General features: G+C 72.0%; 14 protein-coding genes. 4 read left to right on the top strand and 10 right to left on the bottom strand.

Features of this window, described 5'->3' with window-relative positions:
- Nucleotides 1-83: 83 nt before the first annotated feature.
- Nucleotides 84-3,014 (top strand): AfsR/SARP family transcriptional regulator, encoded by a 2,931-nt coding sequence (locus Pen02_RS18135; protein ID WP_203867224.1) that lies wholly within the window; start codon nt 84-86, stop codon nt 3,012-3,014.
- Here Pen02_RS18135 and Pen02_RS18130 read toward each other — a convergent pair.
- Both Pen02_RS18130 and Pen02_RS18125 read right to left on the bottom strand, forming a co-directional pair.
- On the bottom strand, nt 3,005-9,331 hold the full coding sequence (locus Pen02_RS18130; RefSeq protein WP_203867223.1) for an RHS repeat-associated core domain-containing protein: 6,327 nt from the start codon (nt 9,329-9,331) through the stop codon (nt 3,005-3,007). The two genes, Pen02_RS18135 and Pen02_RS18130, sit on opposite strands and share 10 nt — an antisense overlap.
- A gap of 167 nt (nt 9,332-9,498) precedes the next feature.
- Nucleotides 9,499-12,144, bottom strand: coding sequence for a proprotein convertase P-domain-containing protein (locus tag Pen02_RS18125; RefSeq protein WP_239140915.1), 2,646 nt, complete (start codon nt 12,142-12,144; stop codon nt 9,499-9,501).
- A 424-nt stretch (nt 12,145-12,568) separates the two neighbouring features.
- Between Pen02_RS18125 and Pen02_RS18120 the strand changes: the two genes are divergently transcribed.
- Nucleotides 12,569-13,138: a GNAT family N-acetyltransferase gene (locus Pen02_RS18120; RefSeq protein ID WP_203867222.1), complete on the top strand. Its 570-nt coding sequence runs from the start codon at nt 12,569-12,571 to the stop codon at nt 13,136-13,138.
- On the opposite strand, the gene Pen02_RS42985 is transcribed toward Pen02_RS18120, so the two are convergent.
- Nucleotides 13,045-13,578, bottom strand: coding sequence for an Imm1 family immunity protein (locus Pen02_RS42985; protein WP_372445621.1), 534 nt, complete (start codon nt 13,576-13,578; stop codon nt 13,045-13,047). The genes Pen02_RS18120 and Pen02_RS42985 overlap by 94 nt on opposite strands.
- An 8-nt stretch (nt 13,579-13,586) precedes the next feature.
- The gene (locus tag Pen02_RS18110) at nt 13,587-13,844 is read right to left on the bottom strand and encodes a hypothetical protein (RefSeq protein ID WP_203867220.1); all 258 of its coding nucleotides are present in this window, start codon (nt 13,842-13,844) and stop codon (nt 13,587-13,589) included.
- A gap of 375 nt (nt 13,845-14,219) precedes the next feature.
- Between Pen02_RS18110 and Pen02_RS18105 the strand changes: the two genes are divergently transcribed.
- Nucleotides 14,220-15,548, top strand: coding sequence for a helix-turn-helix transcriptional regulator (locus tag Pen02_RS18105; RefSeq protein WP_504739744.1), 1,329 nt, complete (start codon nt 14,220-14,222; stop codon nt 15,546-15,548).
- Nucleotides 15,545-16,096, top strand: coding sequence for a GNAT family N-acetyltransferase (locus Pen02_RS18100; protein ID WP_203867218.1), 552 nt, complete (start codon nt 15,545-15,547; stop codon nt 16,094-16,096). The genes Pen02_RS18105 and Pen02_RS18100 overlap by 4 nt, the downstream gene beginning before the upstream one ends.
- A gap of 91 nt (nt 16,097-16,187) precedes the next feature.
- Here Pen02_RS18100 and Pen02_RS18095 read toward each other — a convergent pair whose 3' ends face one another.
- The 6 genes from Pen02_RS18095 to Pen02_RS18070 form a co-directional block, all read right to left on the bottom strand.
- Nucleotides 16,188-16,928 carry a VOC family protein gene (locus tag Pen02_RS18095; RefSeq protein ID WP_203867314.1) on the bottom strand — a complete coding sequence of 247 codons (741 nt, stop codon included), beginning with the start codon at nt 16,926-16,928 and terminating at the stop codon, nt 16,188-16,190.
- A 165-nt stretch (nt 16,929-17,093) separates the two neighbouring features.
- Nucleotides 17,094-17,954, bottom strand: coding sequence for an ABC transporter ATP-binding protein (locus tag Pen02_RS18090; protein ID WP_203867217.1), 861 nt, complete (start codon nt 17,952-17,954; stop codon nt 17,094-17,096).
- A gap of 31 nt (nt 17,955-17,985) precedes the next feature.
- Nucleotides 17,986-18,825 carry an ABC transporter permease gene (locus Pen02_RS18085; RefSeq protein WP_203867216.1) on the bottom strand — a complete coding sequence of 280 codons (840 nt, stop codon included), beginning with the start codon at nt 18,823-18,825 and terminating at the stop codon, nt 17,986-17,988.
- 2 nt (nt 18,826-18,827) lie between these two features.
- Complete coding sequence (locus Pen02_RS18080; protein WP_203867215.1) at nt 18,828-19,553, bottom strand: hypothetical protein; 726 nt, start codon at nt 19,551-19,553, stop codon at nt 18,828-18,830.
- A 163-nt stretch (nt 19,554-19,716) separates the two neighbouring features.
- Entirely contained in the window at nt 19,717-20,628 is a 912-nt protein-coding gene (locus Pen02_RS18075; RefSeq protein ID WP_203867214.1) for an anti-sigma factor family protein, read from the bottom strand.
- A complete protein-coding gene (locus Pen02_RS18070; RefSeq protein WP_203867213.1) occupies nt 20,625-21,200 on the bottom strand; it encodes an RNA polymerase sigma factor in 576 nt (191 codons plus the stop codon). The genes Pen02_RS18075 and Pen02_RS18070 overlap by 4 nt, the downstream gene beginning before the upstream one ends.
- Nucleotides 21,201-21,203 lie beyond the last annotated feature (3 nt).

Here is a 21,203-nt window from a genome sequence, read left to right as displayed (position 1 = left end):
CGTGGAAGGACCGTGGATGATGCATCGGTAACATCGTGGGGTTCCACTGTCGCGGCGGACAGGGCTTCGAAGTGGGAGGGTGAATGCTGCTGGTTTCGGTGCTGGGCCCGGTGCGGGTGCTCCGCGACGGCGTCCCGGTCCGGCTGGGTCCGCGACAGGTCGAGGTGCTGTCGATCCTCCTGCTCAACCGGGGTACGTCGGTGCCGGCGAACCGGATGGTGAACCTGCTCTGGGGCGACGGTGCGGCCCCGGACGCCGCCGCTGCGACGCTGCGTAGTCACGTGTCGCACGTCCGCCGGGCACTGCGACAGGACTCCCCCGGCGCCGCCATCATCATCAGTGGCGCCGGCAATCCGTCCGGGCGGGGGTACCGGCTGGACCTGGCCCCGGAGCAGGTCGACGCGTACCGGTTCGAGCAGGAGTACCGGCAGGCCCTGCAACTGGCGCAGGCGGGCGGGACGGACGAGACAACCCGGGCGGTCACTGTGCTGCACGACGCCCTGGAACTCTGGCGTGGACCGGCCTTCGCCGACGTGGCCCACCGCCCGTTCGCGCTGAACGAGGTTGCCCGGCTCACCGCACTGCACCGCTCGGCCCGGCTCGCCCACGCCGAGGCGCTGAGTTCGCTCGGCCGGTACGGCGAGGTGGTCATCGCGCTCTCCGGTGCGCTGGCCGAGGAGCCGTACGACGAGGCGCTGCGCCGACTGCTCGCCGTCGCCCTCTACGCCGAGCAGCGGGTCGACGAGGCTGCCCAGCTCTGCCGTACCGGGCTGGTCCTGTTGCGCGAGCGCGGCATCGACGCCCCCGAACTGCAACAGTTGCAGCGCCGTATCCTGCAACGGGACGTACCCCTGAACCAGCCGCCGGTCACGACGGGCGGCGCCGCTGCGGCCGGCCCGGACCGCGCCACCGGCGCAGCGCCACCGGCGCCCGGCACCCCGGCAGCTCCCGCCACCGGCATCGCCGCACCGCCGCCCCCCGAACCTGTCGTGCCGCACCTGCTGCCGCCCGACCAGGCCCGCTTCGTCGGCCGCGAGGTGGAGCTGTACGACATCCGCGAGCGGCTGCGCGACCTCACCGGCCGCTCCGAGACCGTGGTGATCACCGGTCCACCGGGAGTGGGCAAGTCCAGCCTCGCGATCCGGGCCGGGCACGCGGTCGCGGACCAGTTTCCCGACGGCCAGTTGTACGTCAACCTGCGCGGCTTCGACCAGACCGGTCCGGCGCTGAGCCCCGGTGAGGCGATCCGCGGCTTCCTCGACGCGCTGGCCGTACCGCAGCAGCAGATCCCGCTCACCGAGGCGGCCCAGGCCGGCCTCTACCGCGCCGCCCTCGCCGGCCGCCGGATGCTGGTGGTGCTGGACAACGCCCGCGACGCCGACCAGGTCCGGCCGCTGCTGGTCGGATCGCCGGGCTGTGCCGTGCTGGTCACCAGCCGGAACCAGCTCGCCGACCTGGTCGCCACGGAGGGGGCGCATCCGCTGGGCCTGGACCTGCTCTCCGTCGCCGAGTCCCGGCAGTTGCTGGCCCGCCGGCTCGGCGACGAGCGGGTGGCCGGTGAGCCCGGCGCGGTGGCGGACATCGTCAGCCGGTGCAGCCGGCTACCGCTGGCGCTGGCGATCGTCGCCGCCCGGGCGGCCACCAACCCGCGCTTTCCGCTCGGCTCCTTCGCGGACGAGCTGCACCACGCCGAGCAGGGCCTGGACGGGTTCCGGGCGACCACTCCGGCGACCAACATCCGTACCGTCTTCTCCTGGTCCTACCACACCCTGACCCCGGCGGCGGCGCGGCTGTTCCGGCTGCTCGCCCTGCATCCCGGGCCCAGCGTCACGGTGCCGGCGGCGGCCAGCCTCGCCGCCGAGCCGGCCGACCGGCTGCGCCCGGTCCTCGCCGAGCTGGCCGGTGCCCACCTGGTCGCCGAGGTGTTCCCCGGCCGGTACGCCTGCCACGACCTGCTGCGGGCCTACGCGATCGAGCTGGCCGGCGAGGATCCGGAAGGGGAACGGCGGGCGGCCACGCACCGGCTGCTCGACCACTACCTGCACACCGCCCGCGCCGCTGACCGGCTGCTCTGGCCGCAGCGGGATCCGATCGCCATTGCGCCGCCCCGCGACGGTGTGGTCCCCGAGCAGTTCGTCGACCAGCACGCGGCGCTGGCCTGGTTCGCCACCGAGCACGCCGTACTCATCGACGTGGTCGCGCAGGCGGCCGACACCGGTTTCGACGCCTCCGCCTGGCAGCTCGCCTGGACCCTGGTGAACTTCTTCGACCAGCGGGGACACTGGGACGACTGGGCGGCCACCATCGGGCGGGTGCTGCCGGCGCTCGATCGCCTCGGTGACCGGTCCGCCCAGGCGCACGCCCACCGCCTGCGCGGTGCCGCGTACGTGCGGTTGGAGCGGTACGACGACGCGCGGGCGGAGTACCGGCGGGCGCTGCGTCGCTTCGGCGAACTCGACGACACCGTCGGGGAGGCGTTCACGCACCGCAGTCTGGGCTGGTTGGCCGAGCGTCAGGGCGATCCGGAGAGCGCGTTGCGCAGCGACCTGGAGGCGCTGCGTCTCTTCCGCACGGCCGGCCACCTGGACGGCCAGGCCAGTGCGCTGAACTCGGTCGGCTGGTGCCACGCCCTGCTCGGCCACTATCCGGAGGCGGTCGACCACTGCGAGCAGTCACTCCTGCTGCACCGCAAGAACGGCAACCGGGGCGGTGAGGCCAGTGCCCTGGACAGCCTCGGCTACGCCCACCACCTGCTCGGCGACCACATGGCGGCGATCGGCTACCTGCGGCAGTCGGTCGCGCTGTGCCGGGAACTCGGCCGGTGGACCCAGGAGGCGGAGTCGCTGCACCATCTCGGTGACGCGCTGTACGCCGCCGGGGCGGTCACCGACGCCGGCCGGTCCTGGCAGGAGGCGCTGGCCATCCTCGACCGGCTGGGTCGACCGGAGGCCGAGGCGGTCCGGGGCAAGCTCGACGCCCGCCCCGGCCCCGCCCCGGCCCCACGTCACTTGTAGTACCCGCCGTTGAACAGGTTCGCGTCCATCTCGAACGGGTTGTAGCAGGCGCCAGGACTCGTGCACCGCTGCTTGCCGAGCACGCGCGGGCCGAACACCGCGTACGCCCGCTGCGACAGGGCGTCCATCTTTCCGTAGAGGATCGGGAACCAGAACTTGCCGAACAGCGCCCACTGGGTGGCGTGCCGGACCTCGTGCGCCAGCAGCAGCTTGTCCTTGAGCACGTCCTTGGTAGGCCGCTTTGTCAGGAAGACGTTCCCGTGGGTGTACTCCCGCCCCTTGAACGTGATCTTCACGCCGCCGCAGACCACCAACCCGCCGTTCGTCTTCTGACAGTCGGCACCGGTCCCCGCCTCGATGCGGCCGGCGATGCTGGCTTCCGTGTTCTGCCGGGCCCGCCAGTTGGCGAACTGCTTGCCGAGCACCGTCTGCACCAGCTCGCCGAGCGAGGTGATGAAGTTCGCCAGGGTCTGGATCCGCGCCTTGAGCCCCTCCTTGGCCTGGCTGCTCAGCGACTTCGCGCCCAGTTCCTTGTAGATGTCGTCGACCTCGGCGTTGATGATGTTCGCTATCTCGGTGAGCTGAGTGCGGACCTCCTTGCTGTACGGGTCCTTCTTCAGCAGGTCGACCAGCTTCAGCAGGATTTCGTAGAGCCCGTCCGGGTCACGGAACGCCTGCTTCGTCAGCTTCTTCAGCTCGGCCAGGACCTGCGTCTGCTGCTGCTTCTTCGTCTTGCGCCCGTCCGCGTCGCTGAACGAGGTCGGGTTGTTCTCCGCGTACGCGTAGCCCTGGAGCTGTTGCGGATCCTCGACGTCGGTGACCGGGTCGGCGGAGATGAACCGGCCGATCGTCGGATCGTATTCGCGGGCACCGAGATGGGTCAGCCCGATCGACGGGTCGCGCTGACCGCCGACGAAGCCGCGCTCGTCCGGCCAGGTCGTCGGGGTCGCCCCGCGCGGCGCCCCGAACGGCAGCTGCCGGCGCACGGTCACGGCCAGCGTCGTCGCGTTGATCGCCAGGTCTGCGGTGCCGTGCAGGTCGGTGGCGATCCAGCTCAACCCCGCCGGGGTACGCACGGCGACCGTCTCGCCGCCGAACCGGTACTGCCGGGTGCCGGTGACCGCACCGGTGCCCGAGTCCGCGCGCAACTCCATCCCGTCGAGATAGAGCGTGGTGCCGCCCGGGTCGCGGCGGAGCAGCCGGTTGCCGTCGGCGTCGTAGACGAAGCTGGTCGTCGCGCTGCCTGCGGTCACCGTGGCCAGGTGCCCCTCGGCGTCCCAGGTCAACACCTGCCCCGGTCGAGCGGTGGTGTTGCCGGCGGCGTCGTACGAGTAGGAGTCGGTACCCGGGTCGCCGGGACCGGTCCGGGTGACCGTGCGTACCGTGTGCGGCTGCGCGGTGCCGGCCGCCGGATAGGTGTAGCTCGCGGTGCTGTCGCCGCCGGTCGCGTGCCGCACCTCGGACAGCCGGTTCCCGGCCACGTCGTAGCTGTAGTCGTGCCAGTACGGCGCCGGGCCGCCGAGCGCGGCGGTGCTCGGCGCGGCGGCACAGCCACCGGTCGGGGTCCAGGCCGACACCAGCCGGCGCAGGTGGTCGTAGCGGAAGCACTGGGTGTCCGCCGTGCCGCCGGCCGGGGTGTCGGCGACCGAGCGCAGGTTGCCGGACTGGTCGTACTCGTAGCGGCGGTCGGCGACCGACTGCTCGCTCGCCGTCTGCCGGGTCACCTGCGCCCGCACCACCCGCCGGGTCGCGGCGTCGTAGCCGAACGTCTGCCACACCTGCGACCCGGCCGCGCCGAACGTCTGCTCCAGCGGCTCAGAAAGCTCCGTGTAGCGGGATCCGGCCACGTAACTACCCAGCCCGGTCAGCGTGGCGGAGAGTCCGAGCGAGGTGTAGCCGAAGGTCAGCGTCTCGTCGGGCAGCCCGCCGAGGCTGCCGCGGCCCGCCACGAACGGCATACGTACCGTGGCGACCTGGCCGGCGTCGTTGTAGGTGAGCTGGTTCTCGTACCGGCCGGCGAGCCCGTTCTCGACCGCCGGGACGGTCACGGCGGTGCCGGTCGGCCGACCCGCCTGGTCGTAGCCGAGCACCTCCGTGGTGTAGGCGTGCCCGTCGACGTAGCGGGTGCTGGTCGCGGGCAGGCCCACCCCGCCCGGGGCGGTGTCGTAACTCCACGACGCCAGCCGGGTCCCGTCGAGGCTGCCGGCGTAAGCGCCGGTCTTGCGGCCGACGGCGTCGAAGGCGTAGGCGACCGTCTGGCCGCGCCCGTCGGTGGTGGAGACCAGCCGGTCGTCCTCGTCGTAGGTGTAGGTGACCGTGCCGGCGTCCGGATCCTCGGTACGGATCTTCCGGCCGCGCAGGTCGTAGCCGTACCGCCAGACGTTGCCGGCCGGGTCGGTCACCGAGGAGAGCTGCCCGGCCCTGGTGTAGGTGTAGCGGGTGGCGTCGTACGCCCCGGTCGGCGCCCCGCCGGAGTACTGGCGCAACTCGACCATCTTCCCCTCGACGTCGAGGATCCGGGTGGTCGCCGTCTCGCCGTCCGGCGGGTCGACCGAGACCCGGTCCCCGCCGTACGTGGTCGTGGTGCGCCACTGCTCCACCCCGTACGACCGCAGCGCCTCCACCGTCGGCCGGCCCGCCCCGTCGAAGCCGTACGTCGTCGCCGCCGAAACGGTCGCGTCGGCCGCCGACAACAGGGTGCCGGCCGGCGGGGACGAGTTGTAGAACGGACCGTTCTTCCGGACCACCCGACCGTGCGTGTCGTAGAGCACGTCGGTGACGATCCGGCCCCCGGACGGCGACGGCTCCTGGGTCTGCCGTTCCCGCAGCAACCCGTCCAACAGCAGGTACCCGGTGGTGTAGCCGCCGTCGCCGCGCAGCGTGGCGGTGCTCACCACGCTCGGCCCGCCGGTACTCACCTGGTAGGTGTACCGCCGGCTGGCGGTGGCGCACGAGGTACGCGGCCGGCCCGGCTCCCACACGCAGCTCAGCCGGCCCAGTGCGTCGTAGCTGGCGTCGGTGCGCCGGCCGGCCGCGTCGACCTGGGCGAGCGGCTGGGCGCGGGCCGGGTCGAGCACGGTGGTCTCGGTCTGCCCGAGCGGGTTGGTCCGGACGAGCTGGGTCAGCGGGCCGCCGCTGGCCGGGGTGTAGGTGGTGGTCGACCGGTTGCCGCCCGAGTCGAGGGTCTCCACCGCCCGGCCGTGGCTGTCGTAGGTCGCCCGCACGTTGGTGACGAACGCCTGCCCGGTGGCACCCCACGAGGACGTCTTGTCGTGCCGGGTGGCGTGGCCGGCCGCCGGGATGGTGCCGGTCGTCGCGGCACCGTCGTAGTAGAGCCGCTCGTCGGAGATCAGGTCGGCCGGGTACCGGGGTATCGCGTCGCACGACCTGCTCAGCTTCAGCACCCGGGACGGCAGGTTCGTCAGGTGCCGGTCCGGGCTGGTCGCGTAGCTGGTCTGGGTGCACCGGTCGTCGGTGCTGTCGGCCACGTCGCCGAGGTCGTTCACCTGCCGGATCCGGCCCTGCGCGTCGAAGCTGCGGTGCTCCTCGGCGACCCGGACACCGCCGCCGGCCAGCGCCGCCCGCTTGCGCACCACTGCCGTGTCGAGCTGGTACGCCCGCAACGGGTCGTTGCCGCTGCGGGTCCGGGTGGCCAGCGCCGCGCTCAGGTAGGGGTCGTTGATCGTGGTGGTCACCATCGGCCCGCCGACGCCGTCGAAGACGGTCGTCTCCCGGGTGAAGCCGCTCAGCCGGGGATGGTCCTCGACCTGCACTCCCGTCGAGTCGGTGACCCGTACGTCGCGCCGCCCGCCGCCCACGCGCGGGTCGTCGTCCATGCCGCGCAGGAACAGGTGCTCGGTGAGCCCCTGCACGCCGGCCGAGGCGTTGCCGGTGCGTACCCGCACCTTCTGGTAGCCGCGCCAGTGGTTCCAGTTCCGCTGGTCGGTCGGGGTGGTCTCCGAGTCGTCGTAGTGCCAGGCGGCACCGTCGACGTACTCGTACTGGGTGAGCCGGGTCGGGCCGCCGCCGACCAGGTCCGCCTCGGCGACCTGGGTGACGACGTACTTGTAGAAGACGTCCGGGCCGGCGTACGGGCTGGGCATCCGCCCGTTCGGGTAACACCTGCTCACGTTCTGGTCCGGGACGATGTACGGCTCGCCGCCGCACTGCGCGGCCGAGTACGAGATCCCGATCTGTCCGCCGGTCTCGGTGTTGATCCGGGCGACCCGCCACTTGTAGAGCGACGGGAAGTCGGAGTTGCCGTTGTGCCGGTTCTTCATCGACACGCCCGCGAACGTCACCTCGGGCAGCGCGATCGCGGTACCGCCGGAGCGGCCGGTCCGGGTGATGCCGTTCAACCACAGCGACCGGGAGGCGTCGTTCTCCTCGCCCCACGGCTCGTCCGCCGGATACGGGTCCGGGTACGACTGCCGCAGTGCCCACGAGTCGACGTCGCGCAGCGTGCCGTCTACCCGGACCTGCGTGCTGACCGCGCCGAGCCGCTTGCTGGTCCAGAAGGTGGGCGTCCAGTAGTAGGTGCAGGAGCTGGCGCAGTTCTGGTCCCACGGCACGTCCGGCCAGTTGGACCAGTTACCGGAGGCGGAGGTGCAGGTGGAGCCGGCGGTACGGCACCGGTCGGCGGCGGTGAAGTTGACCCGGGCCCCCGGAGTCGTGGAGTAGACGGTGCCGTCCCGCTGTCCGTAGTCGATCCGGGCCAGGTAGGCGCCCCGGACGTAGGAGGTGGTCTCGCCAAAGTACGGCATGCCGTTGTAGCGCCCGTAGTTGTTGGTCTCCCGCTGGTACCAGTACGACATCGCGTCGCCGTTGCGGTCGACCACGTAGTCGAGGTTCCACCGGTACGCCTGCTGGCACCAGGAGGTGGCCGCGCTGGACGTCCGGCACGGCTCGCCCGCGTGGTTGCCGAAGACCGGCGCGGTCTGCGTCGAGTTGGTCTCCGGCCGCCCCGACGCCCAGCCGGTGGGCCGGTTCAGCCCGAAGTAGTACTGCGTGCCGTCGGGTGAGGTGAGCCGCCAGTGTTCGCCGTCGTTGTCGCCGTTGTTCGCCCCGGTCAGCTTCTCGATCTTCCAGCCGCTGTCGTTCTGCGCCCGCCAGGTGCCGGTGCTGTCGTCCCGGACCAGGGCGCCGCCGACGCCGGGGAAGGATGCGACGGCGTTGTCGGAGACCCAGCACAGGTCGCTGGCGTCGACCGAGCCGCCGGTGTCGTCCCGGCAGGTCCGGTAGGCCCGCTCGATGTAGCCGGTGGAAAGGTCGAAGCCCTCGCCGACCCAGGACGGCTGGTTGTTCGACGAACCGGCCCGGCCATCCACACTGGAGGCCGAGTAGGTGAGCGCGAGTTCCGGCGTCGGGCCGGGCACCTTGGGCGCCTGGAGCGGATAGTTCCAGGCGAAGTCGCCGGACTGGAGCCCGACCTGCCAGGTCGCCGACGGCGCCAGCTTGGTCGCGGCGAACGAGCCGGTGCTGCCTTCCGGCGCCGCCGCCACCGCGTAGACCGCGTCCGAGCTGCCGGACAGCTCCACCTCGGCGACCAGCCGCCGGTCCGCGACCTGGTTGCGGCCGGTCACTGGTACCGCCGCCCCGGTGCACGCCGCCGTGCCGTTCGCGTCGCCGTCGGCCGCCGCACGGGAACCCGCCGCACGGGAACCCGCCGCACGCCCGTTCGCCGCACCGGAGTCCGCCGCACGGGAACCCTCCGCGCCGGAGTCCGGGGCGCCGTCGGCCGGTGCGGCGCAGTCCGGGAGCCGGAGCAGGCGTAGCCGGGCGCCGAAGCTGCCGCCGGCCGCCGCCGCGAAACCGGAGTAGTCGACCTCCACGGTGGCCCGGCCGGGCGCCGCCACCCCGTCGGCGCGGCGCAGCTTCAGCAGTACCCCGGAAAGGCCGATCGCGCGGGAGGCGGCCTGGTCCAGCACCTCCACGCGTACCCGATCCGGGCCCGCACCCCCGGTCGGCGCGCCCACCCGGACGGGCAGGGTGCCGGCGCGGACCCGGCGGGGTTCCCGCTCGGCGGCCCGGCCGGTCTGCGGTGCCGGCCGGGCCACCTCGGCGACGCCCGCCGCCGGCCAGCGCACGGTGACCGGCTCCCGCGAGTCGGCCAGGGTGGCCGGGTCGACCTCGGCCCCGCGCACCGGCACCGCCTTGACCGGCACCGATTTCATTTGCTCGACCGCCGGCCGGGCCGCGTCACCGGCCCGCTGGTCGGCGGGCGGCCGGGCCGCCGCACCGACACTTCCGGCGGGTACGACCAGAGGGGTTGCCACGGCCACCGTCAGGGCCACGGCCATCACCCGGATACGCGCCATGTCCGTCCTCCACGCCTCGGGAGACATCGACACCCGCAACGCTAGGAGCGCCCCCGTCCAGGGCGGTGCACATCGCGGCGCACATCGACCCGGACGGTCGTGCGCGGGTTCGGACAGCCGTGACCCCGGCGCGCGCCGAACGCGCCGGGGTCACAGGGTCGGTCGGATCAGAGGGTCAGCGACCAGCCGTTGAGATAGCCGCTGTCGCCGATGATGGTGTCCTGCACCCGCAGCCGCCAGGTGCCGTTGCGGCCCTCCCCGGACAGGTCCACGGTGTAGGTCTGGTCGATGTTGTCCGCCTCCCCGCCGGTCTTGTTGTGCAGCACGTACGCGCTGCCGTCCGGCGCGACCAGGCTCACCACCAGGTCACCGATCCAGGTGTGCACGATGTGCACCTCGACCTCGCTGGCCGTCGACGCGTTGCCGGAGCACCCCGACAGGCTGATCGCGGACTGCACGGTCGACAGGTCGGAGATCGTCACGTCCGTGCCGTTGCTGCCGGAGCAGACCGTCGGCCCGCCACCGCCGCCGCCCAGGTCGAGCGACCAGGTGTCGAGATGACCCGTGTCGAGCAGCGCGGCGTCCTGCACCCGCAGCCGCCACACGCCGTTCGCCGCCTCGCCGGCCAGGTTCACGCTGTAGACCTCGTCCAGGTTGTCGGCGTCCCCACCGGTCCGGTTGTGCAGCACGTACGCGCTGCCGTCCGGAGCGACGAGGGTCACCACCAGGTCACCCCGGTAGGTGTGCACGATCCGTACCGCGACGGTGCTAGACGCCGAGGCGTTGCCGGCGCAGCCGGAGATGCTGATCGTGCTCTCCACGGTGGAGCCGTCCGGGATCGTCACGTCGCTGCCGTTGCTGGCCGAGCAGACCTGCGGCCCGCCGCCACCGCCGCCGCCCAGGTCGAGCCGCCACGAGTTGAGGTAGCCGACGTCCTGGGCGGCGGCGTCCTGCACCCGCAGCCGCCAGGTACCGTTCGGCGCCTCGCCGGAGAGGTCGACCCCGAACGTCTGGTCGAGGTTGTCGGCCTCGCCGCCGGTCCGGTTGTGCAGCACGTACGCGCTGCCGTCCGGCGCCACCAGGCTCACCACCAGGTCACCCCGGTAGGTGTGCACGATGTGCACCTCGACGGCGCTGTTCGCCGACGGGGTGGCGGCACAGCCGGAGATCGTGATGCTGCTCTCCACGCTCGACGAGTCCGGGATGGTCGCGTCGGTGTCGTTCGACCCCGAACAGCCCGGCGCTCCCTCCACGGTCAGCGAGTACGTCGCCGTACGGGTCGCCGCCGTCCCGGTACCGGTGACCGTCACCGGGTAACTGCCCGACGGAGTCGACGCCCCCACACTGATCGTCAGGGTGGACGACCCGCCGGAGGTGATCGAGGCCGGCGTGAACGACGCCGTGGCGCCGGCCGGCAGGCCGCTCGCGGTCAACGCCACCGACTGCGGGTCGCCGGCCGTGACCGCCGTGTTCACCGTCGTCGTCAGCGAGCCGCCCGGCTGGGTGGAACCGGCGGCCGGCGAGACCGAGACGCTGAAGTCGTGCTCCGGCGGCGCGGCACTCTCGACGTAGAGCAGGACGTTCGGCGAGCCGGTTCCCGGGCTGGTCACCACCCCGGTGGTGCCGGTGCCGACCAGGTGGTCCCGCACCTGCCGTGGGGTGAACGTCGGGTTCTGCGCCAGCACCAGCGCGGCGGCACCCGCCACGTGCGGCGACGCCATCGAGGTGCCGTCCCACGCGTCGCTGGACGTGTTGCTGTCCATCGTCGACGACGTGATCGCCACGCCCGGCGCGAAGATGTCCAGGCAGGTGCCGTAGTTGGAGAACGACGCCCGCGCATCGCTGCGCCCGGAACCGCCCTGGAAGCCCCCGGTGGCACCGACCGTGATCGCGTTCGGCGCGCTGGCCGGTGAGCTGTCGCAGGCGTCGCTGTTCTCGTTGCCGGCCGCCACCGCGAAGCTCACCCCGTCGGCGATCGCGTTCTGCACCGCCGTGTTGACCGTGTCCGCCGCCGGGCCGCCGAGGCTCATGTTCGCGACCGCCAGCTCGCCCGGATCGTGGTCACCGGTGACCCAGTCGATGCCGGCGATGACCTGCCCGTACGTACCACTACCCTCGCAGTCCAGCACCCGTACCGCGACCAGGGTCACCGCCTTGGCCACCCCGTACTCGCGGCCACCGGCCGTGCCGGCGACGTGCGTACCGTGGCCGTCGCAGTCGTCGGCCGTCCCGCCGTCGATGGCGTCGAAGCCGGAGACCGCCCGGCCACCGAAGGTGCTGTGCGAGAACCGGATACCGGTGTCCACGACGTAGACGCGGACCCCGGAGGCGGTCGTCGGATAGGTGTAACTGTTGTCCAGCGCCAATGGTCGCTGGTCGATCCGGTCCAGCCCCCACGACGGCGTCGGCGACTGGGTGTCACTCTTGCGCGCCCGGTGGTTCTGCTCCACGTACGCCACCGACGGGTCGGCCGCGAGCTGTCGCGCCTGCTCGGCCGTACCGGTGAACTCGAATCCGCGCAGCGCGTGCTGGTAGGTACGGGCGACCTGGCCGCCGACCCGGCCGGCCACCGCGCCGGCCCGGTCGGCCACGGCACGCGCGGCGACGACGGAGTCCCTGAACACGACGATGTAGCTGTCCGCCACCGCCGTCGCCCCACCGGCGTGCCGGATCACGCCCTCGTCGGCCTGGCTCGGCGCCCCGGACGCGGGTGCCGCCATCGCCGCCGCCAGCACCACGGCAAGTACCGCAGCCGCTCCGGCCAGCATCCCGCGCGTCCTCCACCGGCCGACCGGCTCGATCGGATGTCTCATTGCCTGCCTCCTCCCCTCGCGCCGAGACGGGCCCGCGCGGGCGGCTGCCGCCGGCGTCGGACCCGAGATCGACTAACGGCGATGCTAGGTGAGGTGACGACCGAAGGACGGCGGGTAACCAGGCGGAAAATCCCCTGTATACGGCGCATGTGCTGCCCGGTATACGCCCACCTCCGCGCGCACGTTTCCGTTCGTGGCATCCGGGCGCGGATCGCCCATACCGGGACCGAGCCGGTGAAGTCGCCCCAGTCGGCCGGCCCGCTACCTCCGGCCCGGCCGAGGGAGGGACGAGGTGTGACAACCGAACCGAGACGAGCAGCGAAAGGGCCGAGATGGGTGTACCGGCCGACGGTGCGACGCGGTCGCCACCCGCCGTGACATGATCTCTGCCGGTTGTTCGCGGGTTCACGACGAGGAGGACGGGATGTACGCGGTAGCCCTGGGTGACGACGGCGCGCAGTTGCGCCCGATCGAACCCTGGCAGGCCGAGGAGTTCCTGACCCACATGGAGCGGGGCCGGGAGTTCGTCGGGCAGCACATCGCCCTGCCGGACGTCGTGACCGACCTGGAGTCGACCCGCGCCTTCCTCCAGCGGTACGCGGAGCGGGCCGCCGCCGACACCGGGCGGATCTACGGCATCTGGGCGGACGGCGTGCTCGTCGGCGGCGTGCTGTTCCGGACGATGGACGTGACGCACGGCCTCGCCGAGGCGGGCTGCTGGCTGGAACCGTCGGCGGTGGGCCGAGGGCTGGTGACCCGGGCGGCACGCGTCATCATCGACTGGGCGATCGAGGAGCGCGGCATCCATCGGGTGGAGTGGGTGGTCTCGTCGGCGAACGAGCCCAGCATCGCGGTGGCCCGACGGCTCGGCATGACCAGGGACGGCGTGTTGCGGGAGAGCTATCCGTACCGGGGGAAGCGGCACGACATGGAGGTCTGGTCGGTCCTCGCCCCGGAGTGGCGGGCCGGCAAGGCGGACGCCGGCAACGCCTGATCCGGCCGAGGCTTCGCAGGCTGGTCGTCCCGCCAGCGGACCCGGGTGGGGCGCTCGCCCGTGGCGGCGTACTCCAGGGCGGAATCGCGGACGGCACCTGCTGTCACGCGGGTCAGGGTCGGACCACAGACGAGTGGATCACCGCCGTAGTCGAACTCGATCATCGACTCTCCGTCCGGCCACGGCGGCAGCTCCGGCTCGTAACCGAGGCTGCTCACGGGACCGGTCCAGTAGAGGAACCCGCGCACCGGATGCCCGATCCCGAGTTGTAACGACGGCGACGTGCGCACGTTTACGGGACGGAAGTCAGGCTCCAGGAACCTGGGTGGATACAGCCCTACCACGTGCGGCCCCGTCGAGATCAGCGCCAGGCGAGCCAGCAGGGCTTCCAGTTCGGCGATGCCGTGCACGGCGCGCCACCGGCCCCGCCCCCAGACCATCGCCACGATCACCCGGCCACCCCGGGATCCGCCGTGGACTTGCCGCCGCCCGCCGCGCGATGTCGTGGCAGATCGTCGAGCCGGCCAGCCAGGACAAGGCGTTCGTAGGCCCATCGCCACTCGTCACACCGGCTCCGCCCGCACCGGACGCACACCCCGGTCACCGGATCGTTGGCGTGGGTCAGCATGGTGTCCCGGAAGTGCGCGGCCATCTCGTCGGACACCTCGACCGCCGCCGAGGGCCGCTCGCCCGGTCGCCCCGTCACCGTCGCCGCCCGAACCGAGCGGTCCGGAGGTCCGTCGAGGTCAACCTAGGACGAGCCGCGCCGGCCGACCCACCGCCAACCGATCCGGGTACGCACACCAACTCCCCAGACGCACCACCACCCCACCCCGCCCTCCGGGCGGCTCCCGCAGCCGAAGACATCGACACCCCTCCCGACGTTCCGAACCCTGTCCCGTGGATCGGCACCGAGGCGGGCGGGGTCGGCATCCCGCCACGCCGACCTGGCGGAAACCGTTGGCCGCAGCACCCGCCCCGGGCCGTACGACCAGCCTCGTCAGGCGGCATGGTCGTGGACAGGGCGAGCGAGACGAAGAATGGGTGCATGGGTGTTGCGTCCGCCTTCACCAGCTGCTAACTGTTTAGAACCGATTCATTACCACCAGCGACAAGGGAGCGCGGGGTGGCTTCTAAGCGGAAGCGGCTTGCTCAGCGGCGTAAAATCGTCGGCCACACCCAGGAGTCTTTGGCGCACAAGCTCGAAGTGGACCGGACGACCGTCGTTCGCTGGGAGCGCGGTGAGACCGAGCCGCAGCCGTGGTTCCGCCAACGGCTCGCGGCCGCCCTCGACGTCTCATTGACAGAGTTGGAAGATTTGATCTCAGATGCCGTCCACGCCGTTCCGGACAAGATCCCACCTGTCGCGAGTGGTGTGACAGTAGAGATCGACGAGGGAGGTGCCACCTTGGACCGGCGAAGATTCACCGTCAACACAGCTCTGGCAGCTCTCGGGATCGCGGCACCGCTGCCGGACTGGCTCACATCCCCAGACGTTCCCGCACGGATCGGAAGCGATCACCTGCGAATGATCACCGCGATCATCGACCGCTTCGAGCAGGGCGACGCGGCGATCGGAGGAGACCTCTTCTGCGACATGGCGATCACGGTTCACGCGCAGATCTGTTCCTGGCTGCGGCACTCCGCGTACAGCCGGACCGTCGGTGACGGTCTCCAGAACGCAGTCGGTGATCTGGAGGCATGGATCGGATGGTTGGCGCTCGATGCGGAGCGTCGGGACGTGTCCCGACGCTATCTTCACGAGGCGATCCTGCGTGCCCGCGTACGGGATGATCCTCGACTTGAGGTCCGCGCAATGGCCTCGCTTGCCCTGCTGCTCGTCCGCGAGCCGGACCCACACGAATCGCGGCAGTGTGCCGAGGCTGCGCATCGGATCGCCGCCTCCTGGGCCACCCCCCGGCTGGCGACCCTTCTGCACCTTCGCACGGCACGGGCCTGCGCGGCGGCCGGCGATGTGTCCGGGTTCTCCAGTGCGCTCGCGAGAGCCAGGACCGAAATGGATCGCGGCTCCAGCGAGGAGGATCCGTCCTACATCAGATTCGTGACACCGCTGGAGTTGACCGGCATCGAAGGACTCTCGCACCTCGCCCTCGGTCGACCTGACCGTGCCGTCTCCGCGTTCCGCCGGATCGTCGACACGCCGGATCCGACCTACCGTCGCAACCACGGCTACTACACGCTGAAGCTCGCCGACGCATACCATCGGCGCGGCGACATCAGTGGGGCGAGTGAGACCGCGCTCGCCGCGCTGCCCCTGACCGATGGCCTGCGCTCCCGACGGGTCACGGAGATCTTCCGTACGCTCCGGACCGAGCTGGGCGCGCACGTCTCACGAGTGTCCCGCGCAGCCGAGTTCACGGCCGCCTACGACCGGGCGGTCCGTAGTTGACTGCCGAGATCCGGTTGCGGACGTTCAACGCGGATCAGGCTGGACCGGTCCTCGAAGAGTTGGTGGCGATCTACGTTGAGGTTTACGACGACTCGACGGACGCCTTTCACGGGGAGCAGCGCTACCGCATCCAACTCGCCGGCCATATGGCGACGCCGGGCTGGAAACTCGTGACCGCAGGCACGGATGACGAGATCATCGGCTATGCCTACGGATTCCCCCTCCCGCCCACAACGCGGTGGTGGCGAGGTTTGCAGACCCCACTGGACAGCGGGTTCACCGAGGAAGACGGCCGTCGCACCTTCGCTGTCAGCGAGATCATGGTTCGAACCGCTTGGCGGCGGAAGGGCATCGGTCGCAGTCTGCACGACACATTACTTGCCGGCCGACCCGAGCCACGCGCAACCCTTCTCGCCGAGCCCGACAATTTTCCGGCCCAGGCCGCGTACGCGGCCTGGGGTTGGGACAAGGTTGCCGTTCTGCGTCCGCGCTGGGACAACGCCCCACTCTACGAAGTGCTCGTGAAGGGCGTCGCACCCCAGCTCTGAACCCTCTTGCGCTCGGAACATTGCTGGTGGTCGACTGGGTGGCTGTCGGGCGTCCAAGGCGTCCACGATCCCAGCCGCCGCCTGCTCCCCGTCAGGACGGGGCGAGGACGCAGAACTCGTGGCCCTCCGGGTCGGTCAGGCACGTCCACGAGACATCGCCCTGGCCGAGGTCGAGGTCGGTGGCGCCGAGAGCCCGCAGCCGGGTCACCTCCGCTGCTTTGTCGTCACCGGGATATGGCAGCAGATCGAGATGGACACGGTCCGGAACGGTCTTCGCGTCGGCGGTACGCAGGAACTCGAGGTACGGGCCGACGCCATGGACGGAGCGCAACGCCGCCTGGTCGCCCGTCACCTCATGCAGGGTCCAGCCTGTCGCCTCACCCCAGAACCGGGCCATGGCCGGCGGATCCATGCAGTCGACCACCACTGCGGCAATCGGCCCGGTGTCCCGGTAGACCTCCCGAGGCTCCAGGACACAGAACTCGTTGCCCTCAGGGTCGGCGAGGACCGTCCACGGCACTTCGCCCTGGCCCACGTCAGCGGGCGTCGCACCGAGAGCCTGGAGGCGCGCCACCAACTCCGCCTGATGGGCCGCAGAGTTGGTGGCAAGATCGAGGTGCACACGGTTCTTCGTCGTCGTCTTGGCTTCCGCAACGGGAACGACGTCGATGCAGACGGCGACCGGGTCCGGCCAGACGAGGCCGCCGGCGGGTCCGACGTAGGTGGTCACGCCGGGGCTGTAGGCATTCCAGCCGAGCGCCTCCGCCCAGAACCGGCCGACTGCCGAGGCATCAACAGACTTCATGTTCACCTGGACAGGTCTCAGTCCCATGCCGACGATCCTATGCATCCGCCTTGCGACGACAGCCGACCCCGCCGCGCGCGGCACGGGGTCTGCCACACCAACCGACCGACGCCGTCGCCATTCTCACCGGTCCATACCCTCGGGCATAACGACGAGGGCCTTCCCGGTACCCGTCTCTGCCCCCCGCCTCCGTCAGCGTTGCATCAGCGCGACGTAGCCGTCCTCAAGGGACGGTGTGACCGGCACCGCGTCCGCGCTCGGTCGGGTCGGGCTGACCACCCGGTAGTGGGTACCGTCGGTCCGGCTGATCGCCGACACGACCACGCCGGCCGGCGGTGCGACCCCGACGCCGGTCACCACCTCCCAGGTGGCGCCCTCGCCGACCCGGACCAGTTCGGTGACCATCCCGGTGTAGACCACCCGACCGCCAGCCATCACCGCCGCGTACTGGCAGGTCTGCGCCACGTCCTCAACGATGTGCGTACTCAGCAGCACCGTACGGTTCCCGGCCAGCCCGGACAGCAGGGTGCGGAAGCGTACCCGCTCCTCGGGGTCGAGGCCGGCGGTCGGCTCGTCCACCACGATCAGGGCCGGGTCGCCGAGCAGCGCCTGCGCGATGCCGACCCGCCGCCGCATGCCACCGGAGAAGCCCTTCATCCGCCGGCCGGCGACCTCGGTCAACGCCACCAGCTCCAACAGTTCGTCGACCTGGCGGCGGCGGGCCCGGGTGTCGTCGAGGCCCTTGAGCAGGCCGACGTAGTCCAGGAACTCCCTTGGCGACAGGTCGGGATAGAGGCCGAGATCCTGCGGCAGGTAGCCGAGCCGGCGCTGTACCGCCAACCGGCCAGCCCCGGTGGCCAGGTCGTGCCCGCCGACCCGGACCTGCCCGCCGCTGGGCGGCAGCACGCCGGCCAGGATCCGCATCAGCGTGGTCTTGCCGGCGCCGTTCGCGCCGAGCAGGCCGTACATGCCGCCGGGGATGGCCAGGTCGACCGAGTGCAGCGCGGTTACCTTGCCGAACCGGCGGGTCAGGCCGGTGGTCTGGATGTCCATACGAAACAGAGCCTTTCCAGGAAGCGGGGCGTCAGGCGGCGTGCCGGCGGCGGGCCAGGACGGTGTGCGTGACCAGCAGCGGGAGCAGGCCGAGCAGGAGCAGCAGGGCGATGCTGAGCAACGCGCTGCCGGCGCCGGGTTCGGGGCGCAGGAAGTTGAGCCAGCCGGGTACGCCCGCAAACAGCGCCAGCTCGCCCGACAGCCAACTTGCCTGGTAGTCGCCGATCGGCGTGACCAGCGTGCCGGTCAGCGAGGGCAGGAAGTCCGGGGTGAGCATGTTGCCCCAGAACCAGTAGCCGACGAAGAGCACCCGGAACAGGGGCGCGGAGACGGCCAGCGGGCAGGTCAGGGCGAAACCGGCCACGAACGCCAGGCCGGGCAGCATGACCAGGGCGAACGCCAGCACCGCCCAGCCGAGTATCAGCGGGTCGCCCCGGTGCACGGTCTCGTAGCCGCCGGCCACCAGCATCAGCAGCAGCGCCGGCAGTCCGGTGGCGGCCACCCCGCCGAGATACTTCCCGGCCAGCAGCAGGCCCGGCCGGACCGGCAGGCTCTCCAGCAGCGGAGCGGTGCCCAGCCGGCGGTCCCGGATCAGCCGGTCCGCCAGCACCATGCCGAAGGCGAGCGGCACGACGATGCCGAACAGCATCGCCCAGCCGGCCATCACCTCCGGCGCCGGGGCGTCCGCCGGCAGGTAGCGGGGTCCGCGCGGACCCTGGAACACCCCGATCACCGTGGCCAGCACCGCCGTTGCCAGCCACAGGGAGCGCTTGCGGGCCTGCATCCGGAACTCGTACCGGCCGACCGCGAGCAGTTCCGACATGCCGCTCACTCCGCTGCCCCGGACACGCTCACCCTCCTCTTCGGACACCTTCACTCCTCTTCTTCGGACAACAGCAGATGGGGCCGGCGCAGCAGCAGTACGACCGCCGCGACGAGCAGCAGCCCGGTGAGGGTCAACACCAGCCGGTTCGTCAGCCAGCCGTCCCCGGTCCCCACCCGGCTGGTGGTGAACAGGTAGAGCGGCCGGGTCCAGTCGTGGCCGACCAGCATCGGGGCGAACAACTGCTCGCTCAGCCAGAGCGCGGCGATCCCACTGGTGGTCAGCACGACACTGCGGCCGAGTACGCCCAGCAGCACGGCCAGGGCGGTGAGCCAGATCGTCGGCGGTGCCCAGACCAGTGGCGAGGCGAGCAGATCCGGCCCGGTCCACCAGCCGGCGAGCCAGAGGCCGGCGGTGTAGAGCAGCGCGGAGAGCGCGGCGGCCAGGGCCAGTACCCCGAGCCGCCGGCCGAGCGTGCGGGCGTACCGGGTCGGTAGCGAGAGTTGCAGTTCCCGGCAGCCGTCCCGGGCCACCAGGGTCACCGCGGTCATCGCCACCGCCAGCGGCAGCAGTGCCTCCAGGCCGGTGAGCAGCAGGTCGCCGATCTGCTGGCGGCCGGCGCCGCCGTTGCCGGCGAGCAGGGCCGTCGCGAGCGCGACCAGCAGGGCCACCGGAGGTGAGATGCCGGCCGTCTGGCCGGCGCGGCGTGCCTCGTACCGCCAGAGGAGGCGGGACCCGTCGGCCCGCAGGGGGACCCGCCACGAAGTTTGGACCATCACGGGACTGGGTGGGCCGGTCGGCCGTCGAGGTTCACCGCCGGCGCCGGTGACCCGGGCCACATCCACGGCGGCGCGAACCGGGCGACCCCGCGCGAGGTCAGCGTCCGTAGCGACGGCGGCGCCACATTTACAGCAGCCTGAACCGGGCGACCGGGGCGGGTCAGCGGCCGTAGGCGCGGCGGCCGACGGCGGCCGGCAGGTGTGGCAGCAGCAGGACCGTGCCGGCCATCAGCAGTGCCGCCGTCAGCAGCAGGGGCCCGCTGGTCCGCCAGAGCGGCTCGACCAGCCGGTCCACCGTGCCGTCCAGGGCGTTGCCGCCGGCCAGCAGCCGGAGTACCCACAGGGCCATCGCGACCCCGATGCCGACCGCCGGCCGCCACAGCACCGACAGGGCGAAGCTGACCGCCGAGAGCAGCGCCATCGGCCCGAGCCAGGCGGCGAAGAGCCCGAGCGGTGCACCGGCGTCGACCCAGGCCAGGCCGAGGGAGGCGACCGAGGCTGCGCCCAGGATCGCGCCGAGGACCAGGGTGAGCCGGGCCAACAGCACCGCGCGTACCCCGGTGAGGCTCGCCGCGACGAGTTCGTCGGCCGGATCGGTGCCGTTGCCGCAGGCGCCGGCCACGCCCAGCGCCGCGACCAGCGGTACCACGATGGCCAGTACCTGCTCGGATGTTCCTGGCGGCGACCAGCCGGCGACGGCGGCGCCGACCGCCAGCACCACGGCGGCGACCAGCCAGGTCCGCCGGTCGACCAGGCGGCGTTGCGCGGCCAGGATCCGCACCGCCCGCCGCCACGCGGCGCCACCGAGCGGAGCCGCATACCGGGGTACGACCGGCGCACCGGCCGCCCCCCGGACCGACGCGAGCCGGGCCAGCAGCGTGTCGCGCAGTCTGGCCGGCGGTGCGGCGAACGCCGCGACCCGGTCGCCGACGGCGTCGGCCACCCGCCGCCAGGCCGCCAGTTCGGCGGTGCAGCCGGAGCACTCCGCCAGGTGCCGGGCGACCGAATCGGCCCGGTCGGCGGAAATGGTGTCGGCGGCATACGCCGCCAGCAGGTCACTGGGGTGGGTCATCGTCCCGCCTCCCGTCCGGAAACCCCGACCGCCGGTACGTCGTCGGGCAGTGCCCGGGCGAGCCCGGCCCGGGCATGGAACAGTCGACTCTTCACGGTGCCGACCGGGATGCCGAGCACTTCGGCGATCTCGGCGTGCGCCAGCCCGGCCCCGAAGGCCAGGTCCAGCACCTCCCGGTGCGCGGGAGCGAGTTCGGCCAGCGCGGCGGCGACCGCGTGCGCGTCGGCCCGGGCCAACGCCACCGCCTCCGGGCCGGGCTCGCCGGCCGGCACCTCGGCGGCGGCCTCCATCGGCAGCGGAACCGGCCGCTGTGCCGTCATCCGGCTCAGCGCCTGCCGGCGGCAGATGCCGAACAGCCAGGTACGCACCGTGGACCGCCCCTCGAACGAGCCGGCGCCGCGCCAGGTGGCCAGGAAGGTGTCCTGGAGCGTCTCCTCGGCCCGCCCACGGTCGGCGAGCAGCCCCTCGGCGTACGCCAGCAGCGGCTGGCCGTGCCGGGCGTACAGGTCCTCGAAGGCCCGCTGGTCCCCGGCGGCCACCCGGTGCAGCAGCTCGCGGTCGACGTCGTCCATCCC

Source organism: Plantactinospora endophytica, from assembly GCF_016862915.1.
Classification (GTDB): Bacteria; Actinomycetota; Actinomycetes; order Mycobacteriales; family Micromonosporaceae; genus Plantactinospora; species Plantactinospora endophytica.
The sequence above is the reverse complement of the archived record's forward strand: the minus strand, read 5'-3'. Positions and strand labels throughout refer to the sequence as shown.